The organism is Streptomyces sp. NPDC001851, from assembly GCF_040297165.1.
Taxonomy (GTDB): domain Bacteria; phylum Actinomycetota; class Actinomycetes; order Streptomycetales; family Streptomycetaceae; genus Streptomyces.
On record NZ_JBEOYR010000003.1, the window covers coordinates 318,786 to 338,654 of the forward strand.

Consider the following 19,869-nt stretch of genomic DNA (forward strand, 5'->3'; position numbering starts at 1 on the left):
CCGACCGTCGTGTGAGTCCCGTCACCGCTCGGTGGCGGGACTCACGTGTACCTCCGCCCAGACGGATTTGCCGGGCAGTCGTGGTGTGACGCCCCACTTGTCGGCGAGCGCCTCGACCAGCAGCAGCCCACGGCCGGACTCACCGCCGGGCACGCGCACCTCGGGCAACCGCTCGGTACGGGTGTCGGAGACCTCCAGGCGCAGGCTGCGGCCCGACTCGATGAGCCGGAGGTGGAAGTCCCGCCCGGGTACGTGTCCATGCCGTACGGCGTTCGCGGCGAGCTCCGCGGCGATCAGCGTGACGGCTTCGTTGACGGGGCCGTCGTAGGGGTGCCCCCACTCGTCCAGCCGGTGCGAGACGAGCCGCCGGGCGAGCCGGGCGCCGCGCGGGGTGGACGTGAAGCGCATGGCGAATTCGTGGGTGGAGATTTCCGACTTCATACTGCTTACGCTTCCGCACGCTCAGTAGCGTTGAACAGCGGCAGCCCCTTGACCAACGCGCGTTGTACGAGCGTGGGGTGCGGCTGTACGCGGGCGCGCCGTGACCGAGGGTGGCGCGAGGACATTGGGGGTGTACGTGAGCGAAGAAGTGCGGGCAGAGCTGGAAGTACCGGAGGCGGAGGGGGAGTCCGAGCCGGGCTCAGGTGTTCCGCTCATCTTCGGGCGGTTGTTGAAGCGGCTGCGGACACAGGCGGGCATGGAACGCGCCGAACTCGGCTCCCGTACCGGGTACTCGGCGTCGACCATCGCGTCGTTCGAGCAGGGCAGGCGTATTCCGCCGGCGCGGTTCATCATGCGGGCCGACGAGGCGCTGGGTGCGCGCGGGGTACTTGTTGAGCTCATCGAGGACATGGAGAAGGCGCAGTATCCGGCGTTCTTCCAGGATGCGGCGGCTCTGGAGAAGAAGGCCGTCGAACTGCACGTGTTCGCTACGAAGGCGATCCCGGGCCTCCTCCAGACGGAGGACTACGCGTTTGCCGTGTGCAGGATGTGGCGTCCACTCCTGGATGAGGAGACTGTGCAGAAGCGGGTCGCGGCCCGTCTGGCCCGGCAGGACATCTTTGCCCAACCGGTGTTCCCGACCATCAGCTTCGTGATCGAGGAGCACCTGCTACGCCGACCGCTGGGCGGGCAGGCGGTGATGCGTGGGCAGTTGGAACAGATCCTGCTCCACGGGCAGCGTCGCAACGTCGAAATCCAGGTGATGCCGACAACTCGCGAGGCGCACGCTGGAATTGAAGGCCCGTTCACCTTGATCGAAACGAAGAACGGGCGCAGGATCGCCTATGTGGAGGCCTACAAGAGCAGCCGCCTCTACACCGATCGTGAGACGGTCAGGGAGCTGGAGCAGCAGTACGGCGTCTTGCGCGCCCAGGCCCTGACGCCGAGTGAATCACTAGCCCTCGTAGAGAAGTTGCTGGGAGAGACATGAAGGTAGAAGACTCATCCGAGCTGACGTGGTTCAAGAGCAGCTATAGCACAGGGTCGGGCGGCGAATGCGTAGAGGTCGCCACCAGCCCCACCACCATCCACGTACGCGACTCCAAGCAGAACCCGGCCACCGCCCCCACCCTCACGCTGCCCCCCGCCGCCTGGGAGGGGTTCCTGAGGCTTACGCACTTCTGAACGGAACTTTACCGTCCCTTTGGTGCCGCTCCCGATCGCGAACGCGTCGTGCTCACTAGGGTTTTCGGGCTGGTGTGCAGACTGACGGGGAGGGGCGCGGCACCATGGGTGACCAGGGCGGCGGCGACGGCAAGATACTCGACATCAAGATGGCCGATCTGAAGCAGACGGCTCCGCATTTCCACACGCACAGCACCGACCTCACCAAAGCCCTGACCAAGCTCAAGACGGCCCTCGCGGCCGCCGGTTCGCCGTGGGGCGACGACAAGCAGGGCAAGGAGTTCCACAAGGTCTACGGCCCGAACGTCACGAAGATCGAGAAGGCCGCGTCCATCCTCGCCGAGGGTCTGGCCAGCATCGAGACGGCGATGACGGACATGGCGGACGGCCATATCGACAACGAGCAGCTGATCCATTCGATGTTCAGCCGGATCCAGGTGGAGCACGACGGCCACGGCGAGGGCGGGGGCCAGCCGAAGTGAGCGCGGCCGACAAGGCGAAGCAGATCGTCCAGGACCTCACCGGCATGTGGTGGCCGGCGGCCGACGAGGACGGACTGCGGGACGCGGCGAAGGCCTGGCGGGACTTCGCCGACGACATCGACGACGTACTGTCCGCGGCGAACAAGTCGGCCCGCGGCATCATCGACAACAACAAGGGCGAGGCGATCTCCGCCTTCGACGACCCGTACTGGCGCCGCTACTACTACAACGGCCACGGCTGGCTCAAGGACATGTCCGACGCCGCCCGGGGCATGGCCAAGGCGCTCGACAAGTACGCCGACGTCGTGCACAAGGCGGTCAAGAGGCTGGAACACGAGCTGGAGATCGTCGGCGCGACCATCGTCGCGGGCACCGCGCTGGCCATCTTCACGGCCGGTATCTCCGAGGGCGCGGCAGCGGCGGCCACCGCGAGCATCGTGGAACTGGCCGGAACCCTGGGCATCGAGGTCTCCACGGAGATCGCCACGATCGCGGGCACCACCCTGGCCACGGCCGCGTTCGGCGGTGTCGAGTCGGTGGCCGTCGACCTGGCCGTCACCCAGCCGGTCTCCATGGCCACCGGCGAGAGCAAGGGCTTCAGCCTCGACGAGGCGAGCGACGCGGCGACATCCGGCATGGTCTTCGGCGGCATGTTCGGCGGCGGGGGAGCCCTCGCCAGGGCGGCGGGCGAGGCAGGCGGCTTCCGCGCCCTCTTCGACGGCATCTCCATCCCCGGCGCCCGCGCCCTGCCCAGCGGACTCGACGGCCTCGGCTCCGACCTGAGCGCGGGCGAGCGGGCCGCGGCGGGCGACGCCCGCCGGGCCGCGGGCGAGGACCCCGAGGGGGTGGCGGAGAACCCGAAGAACAAGGTCCAGGACGACAACACGGACCCGGTCGACCTGGTCACCGGCAAGATGTACCTGCCGCAGACCGATGTCGTACTCCCCGGCACCCTCCCGCTGACCTTCACCCGCCGCGTCGAATCCGGCTACCACCTGGGCCGCTGGTTCGGCCCGTCCTGGTCCTCCACGGTCGACCAGCACCTGGCCGTCGACGCCGAGGGAATCATCTTCGTCACCGAGGACGGCCGCCTCCTCGACTACCCCCACCCGCAGCCGGGCGCCCCGTCGCTCCCCACCCACGGCAGCAACCGCTGGCCCCTGCACAGAGTGGACGGCGGCTACACGATCACGGATCCCCGCTCGGGCCGGGTCTGGCACTTCGCCGACCAGACCGGGACCAGGGCGGTCCTGGAACAGATCGACGACCGCAACGGCAACTGGCTCACCTTCGAGTACGACACCGAGGGCACCCCACTCGCGATCGCCTCCTCCGCCGGCTACCGCCTGAAGATCACGACAGCGGGCAGCCGGATCACGGCCCTGCACCTGGCGGGCGCGGCCCCGGACGGCACCGATGTCGAGATCAAGCGCTACGGCTACTCCGCCGAGGGCCACCTGACGGAGGTCGTCAACAGCTCGGGCCTGCCCCTGCGCTTCGGCTACGACGACCGCGGCCGGGTGGTGTCCTGGACGGACACGAACGACCGCAGCTACACCTACGAGTACGACGACCGGGACCGCTGCGTCGCCGAGAGCGGCTCCCACGGCCACCTGGCCCTGCGCCTGTCCTACGACGACACGGACCCGGCGACCGGCCACCGCGTCACCACCACGGTGACCGGCGAGGGCCACACCCGCCGCTACCTGATCAACGCCAATGGCCAGGTCGTCACCGAGATCGACCCGCTCGGCGCGGCGACCCACTTCACCCGCGACCGCTACAACCGCCTGCTCTCGACGACGGACCCGCTGGGCCACACGACGACGTTCCGCTACGACGACGAGGGCAACCTCGTCTCGGTCATCCGCCCGGACGGCCGCGAGGCGAGGGCGGAGTACAACGACCTGGGCCTGCCGGTGAAGGTGACCGGCACGGACGGCAACACCCACCGCCGTACCTACGACGAGCGGGGCAATCGCACAACGGTGACGGACCCCGGGTCCCAGGCCACCCGCTTCACCTACTCGGAGGCCGGCCACCTGACCTCGGTGACGGACCCGCTGGGCAACACGACGACGGTGATCTGCGACCGCGCGGGCCTCCCCATCGAGGTGACCGACCCCCTGGGCGCGGTCACCCGCTACACCCGGGACGCCTTCGGCCGCCCGATCGGGATCACCGACCCGACCGGCGCGACGACCCACCTGGAATGGACGGTGGAAGGCCACCTGGCCCGCCGCACGGCCCCCGACGGCGCGACGGAGAGCTGGACGTACGACGGCGAGGGCAACTGCACCAGCCACACGGACCCCCTCGGCGGCGTCACCCGCTTCGAGTACACCCACTTCGACCTCCTGTCCGCCCGCACAGGCCCGGACGGCGTCCGGTACGAGTTCACCCACGACACCGAACTGAACCTGACGAAGGTCACGAATCCGCAGGGCCTGACGTGGGAGTACACCTACGACCCGGCCGGCCGCCTGCTGTCGGAGAAGGACTTCGACGACCGCACACTGACGTACGGGTACGACCCGACGGGCCGCCTGATCTCCCGCCGGAACGCCCTTGGCGAGGTCACGTCCTTCGAACGCGACGTCCTGGGCCGCATCACCACCAAGGACGCCTCCGGTGCCCTCACCACGTACGCCTACGACTTCACCGACCAACTCGCCCAGGCAACGGGCCCGGACGGCACGGCCCTGACGCTGCTGCGCGACCGCTACGGCCGCCTGCAGTCGGAAACGGTCAACGGCCGGACGCTGACCTACGCCTACGACTCCCTGGGCCGCCGCACGGGCCGCACCACACCGACCGGCGCCGTTTCCACGTGGTCGTACGACGCGGCGGGCAACCGCACCCGGCTGACGACCAACGGCCGCACGATCGACTTCGCCTACGACGAGGCGGGCCGCGAACTGACCCGCCGTATAGCCGAAACGATCACCCTGGAGCACACCTTCGACCCCCTGGGCCGCCTGACCACCCAGTCGGTGACCGGCGCACAGGGCCGCACGCTGCAGAGCCGGGCGTACACCTACCGCGCCGACGGCAACGTCATCGGCATCGATGACCAACTCTCGGGCACCCGCCGCTTCGACCTGGACGCGACGGGCAGGGTGACAGCGGTCCACGCGGCGGACTGGACGGAGCGCTACGCCTACGACGAGGCGGGCAACCAGACGGAAGCCATCTGGCCGGCGAACCACCCCGGTGCCGAGGCAACCGGCCCCCGCACCTACGCGGGCACCCGCATCACCCGCGCCGGCAACGTCCGCTACGAACACGACGCCCTGGGCCGCATCACCCTCCGCCAGAAGACCCGCCTGTCCCGCAAGCCGGACACCTGGCACTACGAGTGGGACGCCGAGGACCGCCTGACCTCGGTCGTCACCCCCGACGGCACCCGCTGGCGCTACACCTACGACCCCCTGGGCCGCCGCACCGCAAAACTCCGCCTCGCTGCGGACGGCGAAACGGTCCTGGAACGGGTGGACTTCACCTGGGACGGCACCACTCTCTGCGAGCAGACGACAACCTCTGCGTCCCTCCCCAACCCGGTCACCCTCACCTGGGACCACCAGGGCCTGCGCCCCCTGGCCCAGACGGAACGCATCACCGCGGCCGACGCCCCGCAGGACGAGATCGACTCCCGCTTCTTCGCCATAGTCACCGACCTCGTCGGCACCCCCAGCGAACTGATCGACGAACACGGTGACATAGCCTGGCGCACACGCAGCACCCTGTGGGGCACCACGGCATGGGCTACCAACAGCACCACCTACACACCCCTGCGCTTCCCCGGCCAGTACTACGACCCGGAAACCGGCCTCCACTACAACTACTTCCGCCACTACGACCCCGAAACCGCCCGCTACCTGACCGCGGATCCTCTGGGCCTTGCACCGGCGCCGAACCCAGTAGGATATGTTCTCAATCCTCAAGAGTGGACTGACCCGCTCGGGCTCGCCCCGTGTGCCCGGGGAGGTTGGGCAGACAAGGCCGACTTCTCCAGTCAGAAGACCATGAGCAAGAAGTTCCACGCTCATGCCGGAGACTTCCTGGATAATCCCGGAAACCTGAACAAGGCAAATCTGCAGCGTTTCCAAGACGCCATGCGTGAGCACATGACCGCAGACGGGACGAAGATGTACCGTTTCAATTATCGCAACCAAGGCTCTGCGGTCGGATTTATTGATCCGGCATCCCAGAAGATGGTGATGCTGCATTCTGATGGAACGTTCTGGTCTGCTTGGAAACTGGGAGACAAGCAGTTCCAGGGGATTGTCGACAAGGGGTTCCTCTGGTGATGGTGAAGGCGGCAGGTGAAGAAGAACCGGATCTCACCGCGATCCTCGCCCCGGACAGGGCGGCCTTCTCCCCCTCCTGGCTGCGGAGCAAGTCGGTCGCACCGGTACCTGCGGGCTCACACATGGACACGGCGCTGATTCGCAGGGTGACGGCCGGCTGTCGGGCTGTCGGGGCGCAGCACGTCCTGTGGGCCCGGCTCGGCGATCACGTCGAAAACACACCGCTGCTCCCGGTGAATCTGGGGCAGGCGGACGTGCAACCACCGTCCGTCATCTACACGCCCGACCTCCAGGGAGCCGTACTGTTCCCGGAAGCGGGTTATGCACTCGTCGGCGGAACCGATAAATTCATGGCTTCCGCAGTCGGCGAAGGAACGGACACGGCACGCGCGCGTTTCCGTCGATATGCGGGTTCCCTCCAGCATCGGCACCCTGGCCTGACCGCTGTGGCAGATTCCTACCCCGCTCGGCAGAGAGCATGGTCCCGTCCGTCGGACGTGGCTCCCGGAAGCTCTGCGGCAAGGCAGCTGGAGCTGCTCGACCAGTTGGTGGAAGGGACGTGCACAGCGTCCGATTTCGCCCACGGCTGGTGGAAGGCGCGGCGCGCCTCCCAAATGGACGGCGAACGCATCCAGGGTCCTCTCGCGGATCTTTTTGATCGCGTTTTCATGCTCCTTGAGGATTACGAAGTCGAACCGGATCTACGAGAGCCCGGCGACCTGTCCGCTGCCGAGCTTTCGGCAGCAGTTCGCGGAGTCTGGAACGATTTCCGCCGTTCGATCCTGAAATGACGCAGGGCCCCCGATCCTCGCTCCGGAGCGCCTCGCAACCCCTCGGGGTACAGTGCCGAGACCAGCAGAACCCCAGGGTGAGGCCCCGTACGTGTTGACCCAGACCAGCTCCCGGGTGCTCGAACCGAGTGACCTCGACGCCGCGCTCGCCGTCCTCGGCCGCGAGCCGGTGGCGAACGCCTTCGTGGCGGCCCGGGTGCAGGTCGCCGGGCTGGACCCGTGGCGCCTGGGCGGCGAGATGTGGGGCTGGTACGAGGACGGCATGCTCACGTCCCTGTGCTACGCGGGCGCCAACCTGGTCCCGGTCTGTGCCACCCCGCGCGCCGTCCGCGCCTTCGCGGACCGGGCGAGGCGGGCCGGACGGCGCTGCTCCTCCATCGTCGGCCCCGCCGGGCCCACCGCCGCGCTGTGGCGCCTGCTGGAGCCGCACTGGGGCCCCGCCCGCGACGTCCGCGCCCACCAGCCGCTGATGGTCACCGACCGCATGCCCGCCGACATCGCCCCGGACCCCTATGTCCGTCGCGTCCGCAAGGACGAGATGGAGACGATCATGCCGGCGTGCGTGGCGATGTTCACCGAGGAGGTCGGGGTGTCGCCGCTCGCCGGTGACGGCGGGCTGCTGTACCAGGCCCGCGTCGCCGAACTCGTCGGCGCCGGCCGCTCCTTCGCCCGCCTCGACGAGCACGGCAAGGTCGTCTTCAAGGCGGAGATCGGCGCGGCGACCCGCCAGGCCTGCCAGATCCAGGGTGTGTGGGTGGCCCCCGAGTACCGGGGGAGGGGGCTCGCCGCCCCCGGCATGGCGGCGGTCCTGCGGTATGCGCTCGCCGACGTGGCCCCGGTCGCCAGCCTCTACGTGAACGACTTCAACACGGCGGCGCGGCGGACGTACCGCCGGGTGGGCTTCCAGGAGGTCGGCGCCTTCATGAGCGTGCTGTTCTGAACTCCTGTGCACACCGGTACGCTCCCGTCATGGACCTCGTGATCGGCCCCCTGGACCTCGCAGCCCACGTCGACGAGGCCCTCGCCGTCCAGGCCGTCGCCTTCGGGCTCGGCCCCGACGAAGTCGCCGTACGCCGTCAGATCGTCCAGCGCCATATGCAGTACCGGGGAGCGAGGGCCCTCGGGGCCACGGTCGGCGGCCACCTCGTGGGGTTCGTGTACGGCATGCCGAACGCCCGCACGCACTGGTGGTCCACCGTCGTGGAGCCCTACCTCCGCGCGGGCGGCCACGACTTCTGGCTCGACGACTCCTTCGTGATCACCGAGCTGCACGTCCACCCCGACCACCAGAACCGCGGCATCGGCCGCCGCCTGATCACCACGATCACCGACACCGCCGCCGAACCCCGCTCGATCCTCTCCGCGATCGACACCGACAGCCCGGCCCGCGGCCTCTACCACTCCCTCGGCTATGTGGACCTCGCCCGCCAGGTCCACTTCCCGAGCGCGCCGCGTCCGTACGTGGTGATGGGTGCCCCGCTGCCGCTGCGGCGCAGATAGGGCTGCGGGCAAAGCCCGGGTCATATCCGATTTCCACCGGCACAGCCAGCCCGGCTAACCTCCTGTGCCATCACCCTTACCCGGCAGGAGTACGAGAACCATGGCGAACGCACCGGTCCAGCGCATGTCCCAGTTGATGGCGAAGACGCTGCGCGACGACCCGGCGGACGCCGAGGTCCTCAGCCACAAGCTCCTCGTCCGCGCCGGTTACGTCCGCCGCACGGCCGCCGGCATCTGGAGCTGGCTGCCGCTCGGCAAGAAGGTCCTCGCCAACGTCGAGCGGATCGTCCGCGAGGAGATGGACGCCATCGGCGCCCAGGAGGTCACCCTCCCCGCCCTGCTGCCCCGTGAGCCCTACGAGGCGACCGGCCGCTGGGACGAGTACGGGCAGGAGCTGTTCCGGCTCAAGGACCGCAAGGGCGGCGACTACCTCCTCGGCCCCACCCACGAGGAGATCTTCACCCTCCTGGTCAAGGACCAGTGCACGTCCTACAAGGACCTGCCGGTGATCCTGTACCAGATCCAGACCAAGTTCCGGGACGAGGCCCGCCCCCGCGCCGGCATCCTGCGCGGCCGCGAGTTCCTGATGAAGGACTCGTACTCCTTCGACACCGAGGACGAGGGCCTGGCGAAGTCCTACGCCCTGCACCGCGCGGCCTACCAGCGCATCTTCGAGCGCCTCGGGCTGGACTACCGCATCTGCGCCGCCACCGCCGGCGCCATGGGCGGCTCGAAGTCGGAGGAGTTCCTCGCTCCGGCCGAGGCCGGCGAGGACACCTTCGCGGACTGCCCGAACTGCGACTTCGCCGCCAACACGGAGGCGATCACGTATGCGCTCCGGCCGGTGGACGGCTCGGCCGTCCCGGCCCTGGAGGAGATCCCCACCCCCGACACCCCGACCATCGAGACCCTGGCCGCCTCCCTCGGCGTACCGGCCTCCGCCACGCTGAAGAACCTGCTGGTGAAGGTGGACGGCGAGATCGTCGCCGTGGGCGTGCCCGGTGACCGCGAGGTGGACCTGGGCAAGGTCGAGGCGCACTTCGCCCCGGCCGTCGTCGAGATGGTCACCGAGGGGGACTTCGCCGGCCGTCCCGACCTGGTCCGCGGCTACGTCGGCCCGCAGGGCCTGGGCGAGAAGGTGAAGTACATCGCCGACCCGCGCGTGGCCCCCGGCACCGCCTGGATCACCGGCGCCAACAAGGAGCACACGCACGCGAAGAACGTCGTCGCCGGCCGTGACTTCGAGGTCGGCGAGTACGTCGACGTCGTGGTCGTGCAGGAGGGCGACCCCTGCCCCAAGTGCGGCACCGGCCTCAAGCTGGACCGCGCCATCGAGATCGGCCACATCTTCCAGCTGGGCCGCAAGTACACCGACGCCCTCAAGCTGGACGTCCTCGGCCAGAACGGCAAGCCGGTCCGCGTCACCATGGGCTCCTACGGCATCGGCGTCTCCCGCGCCGTCGCCGCCCTCGCCGAGCAGCACGCCGACGACAAGGGCCTGGTGTGGGCCAAGGAGGTCGCGCCGGCCGATGTGCACGTGGTCGCGGCCGGCAAGGCCCTGCAGACCGAGCTGGCCCTCGACGTCGCCGAGAAGCTGGCCGCCGCCGGTGTCCGCGTCCTGGTGGACGACCGGGCCGGGGTCTCCCCGGGCGTGAAGTTCACCGACGCGGAGCTGATCGGCGTGCCGCAGATCCTGGTGGCCGGCCGCCGCTCCGGTGAGGGCGTGCTGGAGCTGAAGGACCGCAGGACCGGCGAGCGCGAGGAACTGTCCGTGCAGGACGCGATCGCCCGCCTGACGGCGTAGCGAAGAACCGGAAGGAAGCCCCCTGGGAGCGCGCGCCCCAGGGGGCTTCGGCCGCTCGGCTCCCTAGAGCCACCCCGCGAACTCCAGCAACAGCTCCCCGTCCTTCGGCCGCCCCACCCGCAGCGCCCGTACACCGGACTCCACCGCCCGGAACAGCGTCCACCCGCGCAGCCGCTCCTGATCCACGTCCAGCGACTCCGCGAGCCGCTTCACCCGCCGCCGGACGACAGCCGCTCCGGACGGCGCCGCGATCAGGTCCTCCACCCGGTCGCGCACCAGCCGCGCCAGGTCGAACGCACACTCGCCCACCACCGGATCCGGCCCCACCGCGAGCCACGGCATCCGCTCCGCGGCGAGCACCTTGCTCTGCCGGAACGTGCCGTGGAGCAACCGCTGCTCGGGCGGGGCGGCCAGCAGCTGCTCGCGGGCCGTGAGCGCCGCGTCGACCAGCGGTGCCACCTCGGGGTCCGCGTCGGCGCCCGCCCGCATGGCCGTCGCCTGCCGCCCGGTGCGCTCGGCGACGGTCTCGAAGGTGTGTCCGGCCGGCGGCTCCACCCACAGCCGCCGCAGCGTCCCCGCCGCCTCCAGCAGCGCCTTCGCCTCCGGCAGCGACCGCACCGACACATCCGGGTGCAGCCGCTCCAGCAGCAGCACACCGTCCCCGGCACCGGTGTCCAGCAGCTCTACGGCGCCCCGTCCGCCCCAGTGCGCCAGCGCCGCCCGCTCGCTCTCCGGGCGGGCCCTCGGCGGGGCGAGCTTCAGTACGGCCGGGGTGCCGTCCGCCCGCCGCACCAGCACCACGAGGCTGCTGCGCCCGCCCGGCACCTGGACCCGCTCCACGGTCAAGTCGTCCCTGGCGACGGCCCGTTCGGCGATCACGGGCAGCTCCGCCAGCCAGGCGTCCCCGGCCGGTGCCGTCTCACCGAGCGCCCGTACCAGGCGCGGCGGCGGTTCGAAAGCCATGCGCGAGTCGTTCCCTTCCAGTCCGGCTCCTGTCGTACGGGCGCTCACCGGGTCACCGTGACGGTGCCGCCGGGGCGGCGGCCGACGGGGCCGCACCGGCCGCGCCCGCCCCCTCGCCGGCCCGCTCGGCGAGCCCAGGGAAGGCTACGCTCTCGCCGCTCCAGCGCACCGCGCGCACCGCGGCCTCCCGCAGCGCCGCGGCGGCCGCACCGCGCCGCGCGCCCGTCGCCGCCCGCACCAGGTCCGCGTACACGCCGGCCAGCCGCTCCTCCAGCCGGGCGGCGAGCCGTACGGCCGCGGCCGCGTCCGGCACCGGGAACGGCAGCGCGTACGCGGCGTTCGCGGCGACCGGCTGGCCGCCCAGGTCGCGGATCTCCAGGGTCAGCGCGTCCCGGCGCGCCCGGTGGGCGTCGTAGGCCGCCCGCGCCTCCGACTGGCGCGCCGCGCCGATCCGGCCGCCGACGACGCCGTACCCGTACACCGCCGCGTGTTCGGCCGCCAGCGACGCCTGCAGCGCGGTCAGCTCGGCCGCCTTCGACTCGTCCCTCGCCCGGCCGCTCACTTCGCCGCCTCCGTCAGCAGGTACGCGTGCGTGGCGCCCGCCGCCGCCACCGACGCCAGCAGCCGCGCCAGCTCGCCCGGCACCTCCAGCAGCTCCTTCGCACGCCGGTCGGCGAGGGCGCGCTCGGCGGCGGCCAGAGAGGCCAGCGCGTCCTTCTCCCCGGCCGGAACCGGGGCGGGGGAGGGGGAGTCCGAGGCCGCCGTCGTGGGCGGCGCACCGTCCGTGAAGGCCGCGGCGTGGGCGGCGACCTGGGCGCGCAGCGGGCGCAGCCGCTCCGCGAGCCCCGGATGCGCCGCGAGGACGGCGTCGTACCGCTCCAGCAGCCCACGGCTGTCCCCCGCGGCACGCGCGCGTGCCCGTGCCGTCGCCGACGGGCCGCCGCTGCCGCCGGAATCCGGATCGGCCGAACAGCCCACCAGCAGCGCGGTGCCGGCGGCCGAGGCGAGCAGGGATCTTCTGCGCGGCCCCGACGGGGTGCGGAAAGGTGGCGGGTACGGCACGGCTGATGTCCTCGGGGCCTGGTACGAACACACGGGCGGGAGGGCACCCCGCCGTGATCACGGTACCCGCGCACACCTCCGCTTCTCGTCACCGGCTCAGCGGACCCGCCCGAGGCGCGCGGGGCAGCCCCACCCCTGGAGGGGACAGCAACAGTCCTCGCGACCGGATACCCTTTGACCAGACACGCGACCCATCCCACAACAGCACACGCGGCCGAGGAGTCACCCGGATGAGCACCACCCAGAGCGAGAGGCTGCGAGAGCTGCTGGAACCGCTCGTCACCTCCCAGGGGCTGGATCTCGAAGAGATCGCCGTGGACTCCGTCGGACGCAAGCGGGTGCTGCGCGTGGTCGTCGACTCCGACACCGGAGCGGATCTGGACACCATCGCCGATGTGAGCCGTGCGCTCTCGGCGAAGCTCGACGAGACCAACGCGATGGGCGACGCGGCGTACGACCTGGAGGTCGGAACCCCCGGCGCGGAGCGCCTCCTCACCGAGCACCGGCACTTCGTGCGCGCCACCGACCGGCTCGTGAAGTTCCAGCTGACCGAGGGCGGCGAACTGGTCGCCAGGATCCTGACGGTCGACGAGGACGGTCTCGACGTCGAGGTACCCGGGGTCAAGGGCCGCAAGGCGACCACCCGCAGGCTCGGCTTCCCGGAGATCGACAAGGCGCGCGTGCAGGTCGAGTTCAACCGCAAGGAAGACAAGGCCGACAAGGCCGAGAAGGACATGAAGGAAGAGGAGGAGGCGTAGCCGTGGACATCGACATGAGCGCCCTGCGGGGCTTGGTCAGGGAGAAGGAGATCTCCTTCGACCTGCTGGTCGAGGCGATCGAGTCGGCCCTCCTCATCGCCTACCACCGCACCGAGGGAAGCCGCCGACACGCGCGCGTGGAGCTCAACCGGGAGACCGGGCATGTGACCGTGTGGGCGAAGGAGGACCCCGAGGACCTGGAAGAGGGGCAGGAGCCGCGCGAGTTCGACGACACCCCGTCGGGCTTCGGCCGTATCGCCGCCACCACCGCCAAGCAGGTGATCCTGCAGCGGCTGCGCGACGCCGAGGACGACGCGACGCTCGGCGAGTACGCCGGGCGCGAGGGCGACATCGTCACCGGCGTGGTCCAGCAGGGCCGCGACCCGAAGAACGTGCTGGTCGACATCGGCAAGCTGGAGGCCATCCTGCCGGTGCAGGAGCAGGTGCCCGGCGAGACCTACCCGCACGGCATGCGCCTGCGGTCGTACGTCGTCCGGGTGGCGAAGGGCGTCCGGGGACCGTCGGTCACCCTGTCCCGTACGCACCCGAACCTGGTGAAGAAGCTCTTCGCCCTGGAGGTGCCGGAGATCGCCGACGGGTCCGTCGAGATCGCCGCGATCGCCCGTGAGGCCGGTCACCGCACCAAGATCGCCGTACGGTCCACCCGTTCGGGCCTGAACGCCAAGGGCGCCTGCATCGGCCCGATGGGCGGCCGGGTGCGCAATGTGATGGGCGAGCTGAACGGCGAGAAGATCGACATCGTCGACTGGTCGGACGACCCGGCCGAGATGGTGGCCAACGCCCTGTCACCCGCTCGGGTGAGCAAGGTGGAGGTCGTCGACATGGCCGCCCGCTCCGCCCGGGTCACCGTGCCGGACTACCAGCTGTCGCTCGCGATCGGCAAGGAGGGGCAGAACGCCCGGCTCGCCGCCCGGCTCACCGGCTGGCGCATCGACATCCGGCCCGACACCGAGCAGGCCGGGGAATAGGCGGGGAATAAATCCCGGCCGCAGGTCGCTGAGATCACGACAACAACCGTTCGATCTTTGCCCCGAAGGGGTGAGGTCGCTACGGGGAGGTAGACTTAACTGTGTCTGGCCGGACGCACGCCGGAGCATGCCCTGAACGCACCTGTGTGGGGTGCCGGAAGCGGGCGGCCAAAAACGATCTGTTGCGGATCGTGAGGATCGAGGACGCATGCGCCCCCGATCCTCGCGGTACGCTGCCCGGCCGGGGTGCCTACGTACACCCCGCCCTGGTCTGTCTCGACCAGGCGGTACGCCGCCGGGCGTTCCCGCGGGCACTGCGCGCCCCGGGGCCGCTCGACACAAAGGCGTTGCGCCAGTACGTCGAGCAGACAAGAGTTGCCGAGCAGGCAACACCGTAAGACGTGCCGTACGGAACCCCGTGCGGCCTGGTACCTCGCGAGTCGAAAGCAGGTCGAGATTGCGATGAGCACTCGATGAGTACGCGATGAGTACGCCCATGAACTAGCGACGGTCCGGCTTCAACCCGGACCTCAAAGGAGCGAAGTGGCTAAGGTCCGGGTCTACGAACTCGCCAAGGAGTTCGGTGTCGAGAGCAAGGTCGTCATGGCCAAGCTCCAGGAACTCGGTGAATTCGTCCGTTCGGCGTCTTCGACCATCGAAGCGCCGGTTGTACGCAAGCTGACCGACGCCTTCCAGGGCGGTGGCAACGGCAAGTCCGCCGGTAAGCCCGCCCCCCGCAAGGCTTCCCCCAAGCCCGCCGCGCCCTCCCCGGCGCAGGCGGCACGTCCGGCTGCCCCGGCCCCGAGGCCGGCGGCTCCCAAGCCTCCGACGGCGCCCGCTGCCCAGCAGCCGGCCGCCCCGTCGGCTCCCTCGGCGCCCGCGCCGGCCCCGGGTCCGCGTCCGGTTCCCGGCCCGAAGCCCGCGCCGCGTCCGGCTCCGGCCGCCCCGGAGTTCACCGCTCCGCCGGCCGCTCCGGCCGCCCAGACCCCGCAGGCTCCGGCCGCGCAGGGTCCGCGTCCGGGCGCCCGTCCGGGTGCCCCGAAGCCCGGTGGCCGTCCGGCCTCCGGCCAGGGCCAGGCCCGTCCGGGCCAGGGCGCTCCGCGCGCCGGTGGCCAGGCCCCGCGTCCGGGTGCCCGTCCGGCCGGTCCGCGTCCGGGCAACAACCCCTTCACCTCCGGTGGCTCCACCGGCATGGCCCGTCCGCAGGCCCCGCGCCCGCAGGGCGGTCCCCGTCCGGGCGGCCCGGGTGCCCCCGGCGCCGGTCCCCGTCCGCAGGCCCCCGGCCAGCAGGGCGGCGGTCCGCGTCCGCAGGCTCCCGGCGGTCCCCGCCCGTCGCCGGCCGGCATGCCCCGGCCGCAGGGCGGTCCGCGTCCCGGCCCGGCCGGTCCGCGTCCGAACCCCGGCATGATGCCGCAGCGTCCCGCTGCCGGCCCGCGTCCGGGCGGCGGTGGCCCCGGCGGCCGCGGTCCCGGTGCCGGCGGTCGTCCCGGCGGTGGCGGCGGTGGCCGTCCCGGCTTCGCCGGTCGTCCCGGTGGCGGTGGCGGTGGCGGCTTCGCCGGCCGTCCCGGTGGTCCCGGCGGCGGTGGCGGTGGCGGCTTCGCCGGCCGTCCCGGTGGTCCCGGCGGTGGCGGCGGTGGCCGTCCCGGCTTCGGCGGTCGTCCCGGTGGTCCGGGCGGTCGTGGTGGCACGCAGGGCGCCTTCGGCCGTCCCGGCGGTCCCGCGCGCCGTGGCCGCAAGTCGAAGCGGCAGAGGCGCCAGGAGTACGAGGCCATGCAGGCCCCGAGCGTCGGCGGCGTGATGCTGCCGCGCGGCAACGGCGAGACCATCCGTCTCTCCCGCGGCGCGTCGCTCACCGACTTCGCGGAGAAGATCAACGCCAACCCGGCGTCGCTCGTCGCGGTCATGATGAACCTCGGCGAGATGGTCACCGCGACGCAGTCCGTCTCCGACGAGACGCTGCAGCTCCTCGCGGACGAGATGAACTACGCGGTTCAGATCGTCAGCCCGGAGGAGGAGGACCGCGAGCTTCTCGAGTCCTTCGACATCGAGTTCGGCGAGGACGAGGGCTCCGAGGAGGACCTGGTCGTCCGTCCGCCGGTGGTGACCGTCATGGGTCACGTCGACCACGGTAAGACCCGACTGCTCGACGCGATCCGCAAGACGAACGTCATTGCGGGCGAGGCCGGTGGCATCACCCAGCACATCGGTGCCTACCAGGTCGCGACCGAGGTCAACGACGAAGAGCGCAAGATCACCTTCATCGACACCCCGGGTCACGAGGCGTTCACCGCCATGCGTGCCCGTGGTGCGAAGTCGACCGACATCGCGATCCTGGTCGTCGCGGCCAACGACGGCGTCATGCCGCAGACGGTCGAGGCGCTCAACCACGCCAAGGCGGCCGACGTGCCGATCGTGGTCGCGGTCAACAAGATCGACGTCGAGGGTGCCGACCCGACCAAGGTGCGCGGTCAGCTGACCGAGTACGGCCTGGTGGCCGAGGAGTACGGCGGCGACACCATGTTCGTCGACATCTCCGCCAAGCAGGGTCTGCACATCGACTCGCTGCTGGAGGCCGTGATCCTCACGGCCGACGCCTCGCTCGACCTGCGGGCCAACCCGAACCAGGACGCGCAGGGCATCTCGATCGAGTCCCGCCTCGACCGCGGCCGCGGTGCCGTGGCGACGGTCCTCGTCCAGCGAGGCACGCTGCGGGTCGGCGACACGATGGTGGTGGGCGACGCCTACGGCCGTGTCCGCGCCATGCTCGACGACAACGGCAACAACGTCGCCGAGGCCGGCCCGTCGACGCCGGTCCAGGTCCTGGGCCTGACCAACGTCCCGGGTGCGGGCGACAACTTCCTGGTGGTGGACGAGGACCGTACGGCCCGTCAGATCGCCGAGAAGCGCGCCGCCCGTGAGCGCAACGCGGCCTTCGCCAAGCGCACGCGCCGCGTGTCCCTGGAGGACCTGGACAAGGTGCTCAAGGCCGGCGAGGTCCAGCAGCTGAACCTGATCATCAAGGGTGACGCTTCTGGTTCCGTCGAGGCCCTCGAGTCCTCGCTGCTCCAGCTGGACGTCGGCGAAGAGGTCGACATCCGCGTCCTGCACCGCGGTGTCGGTGCGGTCACGGAGTCCGACATCGACCTGGCCATGGGCTCCGACGCCATCGTGATCGGCTTCAACGTCCGTGCGGCCGGCCGCGCGGCGCAGATGGCCGAGCGCGAGGGTGTGGACGTCCGGTACTACTCGGTCATCTACCAGGCGATCGAGGAGATCGAGGCGGCCCTCAAGGGCATGCTCAAGCCGGAGTACGAAGAGGTCGAGCTCGGTACGGCGGAGATCCGCGAGGTCTTCAAGTCGTCCAAGCTGGGCAACATCGCCGGTGTCCTCATCCGCTCGGGCGAGGTCAAGCGCAACACCAAGGCGCGCCTCATCCGCGACGGCAAGGTGGTCGCGGAGAACCTCAACATCGAGGGCCTGCGTCGCTTCAAGGACGACGTCACCGAGATCCGCGAAGGCTACGAGGGTGGTATCAACCTCGGCAACTTCAACGACATCAAGGTCGACGACGTCATCGCGACGTACGAGATGCGGGAGAAGCCGCGGGCGTAACGGCCCACGGTTTCCGGAGCTGGCCGGCGGGACTTCGGTCCCGTCGGCCAGCTCGCCGTTGCCGGGGCCGCGGAAAACCCCGTCGAGCGGCCGCGCGGGTTCGCGTAACCTTCTTGGTGTCCCCGGCCCACACGGGCCCGGGGCCATCGATCCCGTACCGGCGGGTGAACCGGTCACACACATGTATGTGGGGACTCTGTCCTTCGACCTCCTCCTCGGCGACGTCCACTCGCTGAAGGAGAAGCGCTCCGTCGTCCGCCCGATCGTCGCCGAACTCCAGCGGAAGTACGCGGTGAGCGCGGCCGAGGTGGACCACATGGACCTCCACCGGCGGGCGATCATCGGCCTCGCCATGGTCTCCGGCGACGCGGCGCATCTCACCGACGTACTGGACCGGTGCGAACGGCTGGTCGCCGCCCGCCCGGAGGTGGAACTGCTGTCGGTCCGACGCCGCTTCCACGGCGAAGACGACTGACACGCACAACAACCGGCGACCAGACCACAGAACGCAAGAAGAAGAAAGAACGGGAGACGGACCAGTGGCCGACAACGCGCGGGCGAAAAGGCTGGCGGACCTCATCCGGGAGGTGGTGGCCCAGAAGCTGCAGCGCGGGATCAAGGACCCGCGGCTCGGCTCGCACGTCACCATCACGGACACCCGGGTCACGGGTGACCTGCGGGAGGCGACCGTCTTCTACACGGTCTACGGCGACGACGAGGAGCGGAAGGCCGCGGCGGCGGGCCTGGAGAGCGCCAAGGGCATCCTGCGCTCCGAGGTCGGCCGCGCGGCGGGCGTGAAGTTCACGCCGACCCTGACCTTCGTCGCGGACGCCCTGCCGGACACCGCCCGGACCATCGAGGACCTCCTCGACAAGGCACGGCAGTCCGACGCGAAGGTCCGCGAGGCCTCCGCCGGCGCCCACTACGCGGGCGGCGCTGACCCGTACCGCAAGCCGGCGGACGACGACACGACCGAGACGGACGGCGACGCCGCGGAATGACCCAGAAGCACACCACGCCCGACGGCCTCGTCATCGTCGACAAGCCGTCGGGCTTCACTTCGCACGACGTGGTCGCCAAGATGCGCGGGATCGCCAGGACCCGCCGCGTCGGCCACGCCGGCACCCTCGACCCGATGGCGACCGGTGTCCTGGTCCTCGGGGTCGAGCGCGCCACCAAGCTCCTCGGACACCTCGCCCTCACCGAGAAGGAGTACCTGGGCACCATCCGCCTGGGCCAGAACACGATCACCGACGACGCCGAGGGCGAGATCACCTCGTCCACCGACGCCTCCAAGGTGACCCGGGACGCCATCGACTCCGGCATCGCCAAGCTGACCGGCGACATCATGCAGGTCCCGTCCAAGGTCAGCGCCATCAAGATCGACGGCGTACGGTCGTACAAGCGGGCCCGCGACGGCGAGGACTTCGAGATCCCCGCGCGGCCGGTAACGGTCTCCTCCTTCACGGTGTACGACGTCCGGGACGCCGTCGCCGACGACGGCACCGCGGTGCTCGACCTGGTCGTGTCCGTGGTCTGCTCCTCCGGCACCTACATCCGCGCCCTGGCCCGCGACCTGGGGGCCGACCTGGGCGTCGGCGGCCACCTCACCGCGCTGCGCCGGACGCGCGTCGGACCGTACAAGATCGACACGGCGAAGACGCTGGACCAGCTCCAGCAGGAGCTGACCGTGATGCCGATCGCCCAGGCCGCCGAGGCCGCGTTCCCGCGCTGGCAGGTGGACGCCCGGCGCGCCGGGCTGCTGCGGAACGGCGTCCGGCTGGAGATGCCGGACGAGTACGCGGGCGTCGGTCCCGTCGCCGTGTTCGACCCCGAGGGCCGTTTCCTCGCGCTTGTCGAGCAGCAGAAGGGCAAGGCCAAGAGCCTGGCCGTCTTCGGCTGAGACACCCTGCCACGGGCGTCGCCCGTGGAGCGGCGGCCGGCCGCGCTCGTGCGCCCCGGCCGCCGCTCC

19 protein-coding genes are annotated in these 19,869 nt (G+C 70.7%); 15 read left to right on the top strand and 4 right to left on the bottom strand.

Annotated features, from left to right (window positions below):
• Positions 1-21 precede the first annotated feature (21 nt).
• The gene (locus ABT171_RS06435; protein ID WP_351240407.1) at positions 22-441 is read right to left on the bottom strand and encodes an ATP-binding protein; all 420 of its coding nucleotides are present in this window, start codon (positions 439-441) and stop codon (positions 22-24) included.
• Between the two features lie 136 nt (positions 442-577).
• Between ABT171_RS06435 and ABT171_RS06440 the strand changes: the two genes are divergently transcribed.
• The 8 genes from ABT171_RS06440 to ABT171_RS06475 all read left to right on the top strand — a co-directional run bounded on the left by ABT171_RS06440 (position 578) and on the right by ABT171_RS06475 (position 10,513).
• Positions 578-1,432 carry a helix-turn-helix domain-containing protein gene (locus tag ABT171_RS06440; protein WP_351240409.1) on the top strand — a complete coding sequence of 285 codons (855 nt, stop codon included), beginning with the start codon at positions 578-580 and terminating at the stop codon, positions 1,430-1,432.
• A complete protein-coding gene (locus tag ABT171_RS06445) occupies positions 1,429-1,626 on the top strand; it encodes a DUF397 domain-containing protein (protein WP_351240411.1) in 198 nt (65 codons plus the stop codon). The genes ABT171_RS06440 and ABT171_RS06445 overlap by 4 nt, the downstream gene beginning before the upstream one ends.
• Before the next feature lie 74 nt (positions 1,627-1,700).
• Positions 1,701-2,108, top strand: a complete 408-nt coding sequence (locus ABT171_RS06450; RefSeq protein WP_351240413.1) for a WXG100 family type VII secretion target — start codon at positions 1,701-1,703, stop codon at positions 2,106-2,108.
• Positions 2,105-6,418 carry a DUF6531 domain-containing protein gene (locus ABT171_RS06455; protein ID WP_351240415.1) on the top strand — a complete coding sequence of 1,438 codons (4,314 nt, stop codon included), beginning with the start codon at positions 2,105-2,107 and terminating at the stop codon, positions 6,416-6,418. The genes ABT171_RS06450 and ABT171_RS06455 overlap by 4 nt, the downstream gene beginning before the upstream one ends.
• Positions 6,415-7,209 carry a hypothetical protein gene (locus ABT171_RS06460; RefSeq protein WP_351240417.1) on the top strand — a complete coding sequence of 265 codons (795 nt, stop codon included), beginning with the start codon at positions 6,415-6,417 and terminating at the stop codon, positions 7,207-7,209. The genes ABT171_RS06455 and ABT171_RS06460 overlap by 4 nt, the downstream gene beginning before the upstream one ends.
• A gap of 91 nt (positions 7,210-7,300) precedes the next feature.
• Positions 7,301-8,149: a GNAT family N-acetyltransferase gene (locus tag ABT171_RS06465; protein WP_351240419.1), complete on the top strand. Its 849-nt coding sequence runs from the start codon at positions 7,301-7,303 to the stop codon at positions 8,147-8,149.
• A 29-nt stretch (positions 8,150-8,178) separates the two neighbouring features.
• Positions 8,179-8,709 carry a GNAT family N-acetyltransferase gene (locus ABT171_RS06470; RefSeq protein ID WP_351240421.1) on the top strand — a complete coding sequence of 177 codons (531 nt, stop codon included), beginning with the start codon at positions 8,179-8,181 and terminating at the stop codon, positions 8,707-8,709.
• A gap of 100 nt (positions 8,710-8,809) precedes the next feature.
• Positions 8,810-10,513 carry a proline--tRNA ligase gene (locus tag ABT171_RS06475; RefSeq protein ID WP_351240423.1) on the top strand — a complete coding sequence of 568 codons (1,704 nt, stop codon included), beginning with the start codon at positions 8,810-8,812 and terminating at the stop codon, positions 10,511-10,513.
• 63 nt (positions 10,514-10,576) lie between these two features.
• On the opposite strand, the gene ABT171_RS06480 is transcribed toward ABT171_RS06475, so the two are convergent.
• From ABT171_RS06480 to ABT171_RS06490, 3 genes are read right to left on the bottom strand one after another with little or no spacing between them, the layout of a single operon-like run.
• Complete coding sequence (locus ABT171_RS06480) at positions 10,577-11,476, bottom strand: aminoglycoside phosphotransferase family protein (RefSeq protein ID WP_351240425.1); 900 nt, start codon at positions 11,474-11,476, stop codon at positions 10,577-10,579.
• Positions 11,477-11,528: 52 nt separating this feature from the next.
• On the bottom strand, positions 11,529-12,038 hold the full coding sequence (locus ABT171_RS06485; protein ID WP_351240427.1) for a ferritin-like domain-containing protein: 510 nt from the start codon (positions 12,036-12,038) through the stop codon (positions 11,529-11,531).
• On the bottom strand, positions 12,035-12,538 hold the full coding sequence (locus ABT171_RS06490; RefSeq protein WP_351240429.1) for a hypothetical protein: 504 nt from the start codon (positions 12,536-12,538) through the stop codon (positions 12,035-12,037). Before ABT171_RS06490 ends, ABT171_RS06485 begins: the two co-directional genes overlap by 4 nt.
• Before the next feature lie 230 nt (positions 12,539-12,768).
• Here ABT171_RS06490 and rimP point away from each other — a divergent pair, with 230 nt between their 5' ends.
• The 7 genes from rimP (at position 12,769) to truB (ending at position 19,800) form a co-directional block, all read left to right on the top strand.
• A complete protein-coding gene (gene rimP, locus ABT171_RS06495) occupies positions 12,769-13,296 on the top strand; it encodes a ribosome maturation factor RimP (RefSeq protein WP_351240431.1) in 528 nt (175 codons plus the stop codon).
• A 2-nt stretch (positions 13,297-13,298) separates the two neighbouring features.
• Positions 13,299-14,285 carry a transcription termination factor NusA gene (gene nusA, locus ABT171_RS06500; protein ID WP_351240434.1) on the top strand — a complete coding sequence of 329 codons (987 nt, stop codon included), beginning with the start codon at positions 13,299-13,301 and terminating at the stop codon, positions 14,283-14,285.
• A 101-nt stretch (positions 14,286-14,386) separates the two neighbouring features.
• The gene (locus ABT171_RS06505; RefSeq protein WP_351240436.1) at positions 14,387-14,683 is read left to right on the top strand and encodes a YlxR family protein; all 297 of its coding nucleotides are present in this window, start codon (positions 14,387-14,389) and stop codon (positions 14,681-14,683) included.
• A 145-nt stretch (positions 14,684-14,828) separates the two neighbouring features.
• Positions 14,829-17,897: a translation initiation factor IF-2 gene (gene infB, locus ABT171_RS06510; RefSeq protein WP_351240438.1), complete on the top strand. Its 3,069-nt coding sequence runs from the start codon at positions 14,829-14,831 to the stop codon at positions 17,895-17,897.
• 181 nt (positions 17,898-18,078) lie between these two features.
• Positions 18,079-18,372, top strand: coding sequence for a DUF503 domain-containing protein (locus tag ABT171_RS06515; protein ID WP_059252917.1), 294 nt, complete (start codon positions 18,079-18,081; stop codon positions 18,370-18,372).
• A 64-nt stretch (positions 18,373-18,436) separates the two neighbouring features.
• Entirely contained in the window at positions 18,437-18,898 is a 462-nt protein-coding gene (rbfA, locus tag ABT171_RS06520; protein WP_351240440.1) for a 30S ribosome-binding factor RbfA, read from the top strand.
• Complete coding sequence (gene truB, locus ABT171_RS06525; protein WP_351240442.1) at positions 18,895-19,800, top strand: tRNA pseudouridine(55) synthase TruB; 906 nt, start codon at positions 18,895-18,897, stop codon at positions 19,798-19,800. Before rbfA ends, truB begins: the two co-directional genes overlap by 4 nt.
• The last annotated feature ends 69 nt before the right edge of the window (positions 19,801-19,869 follow it).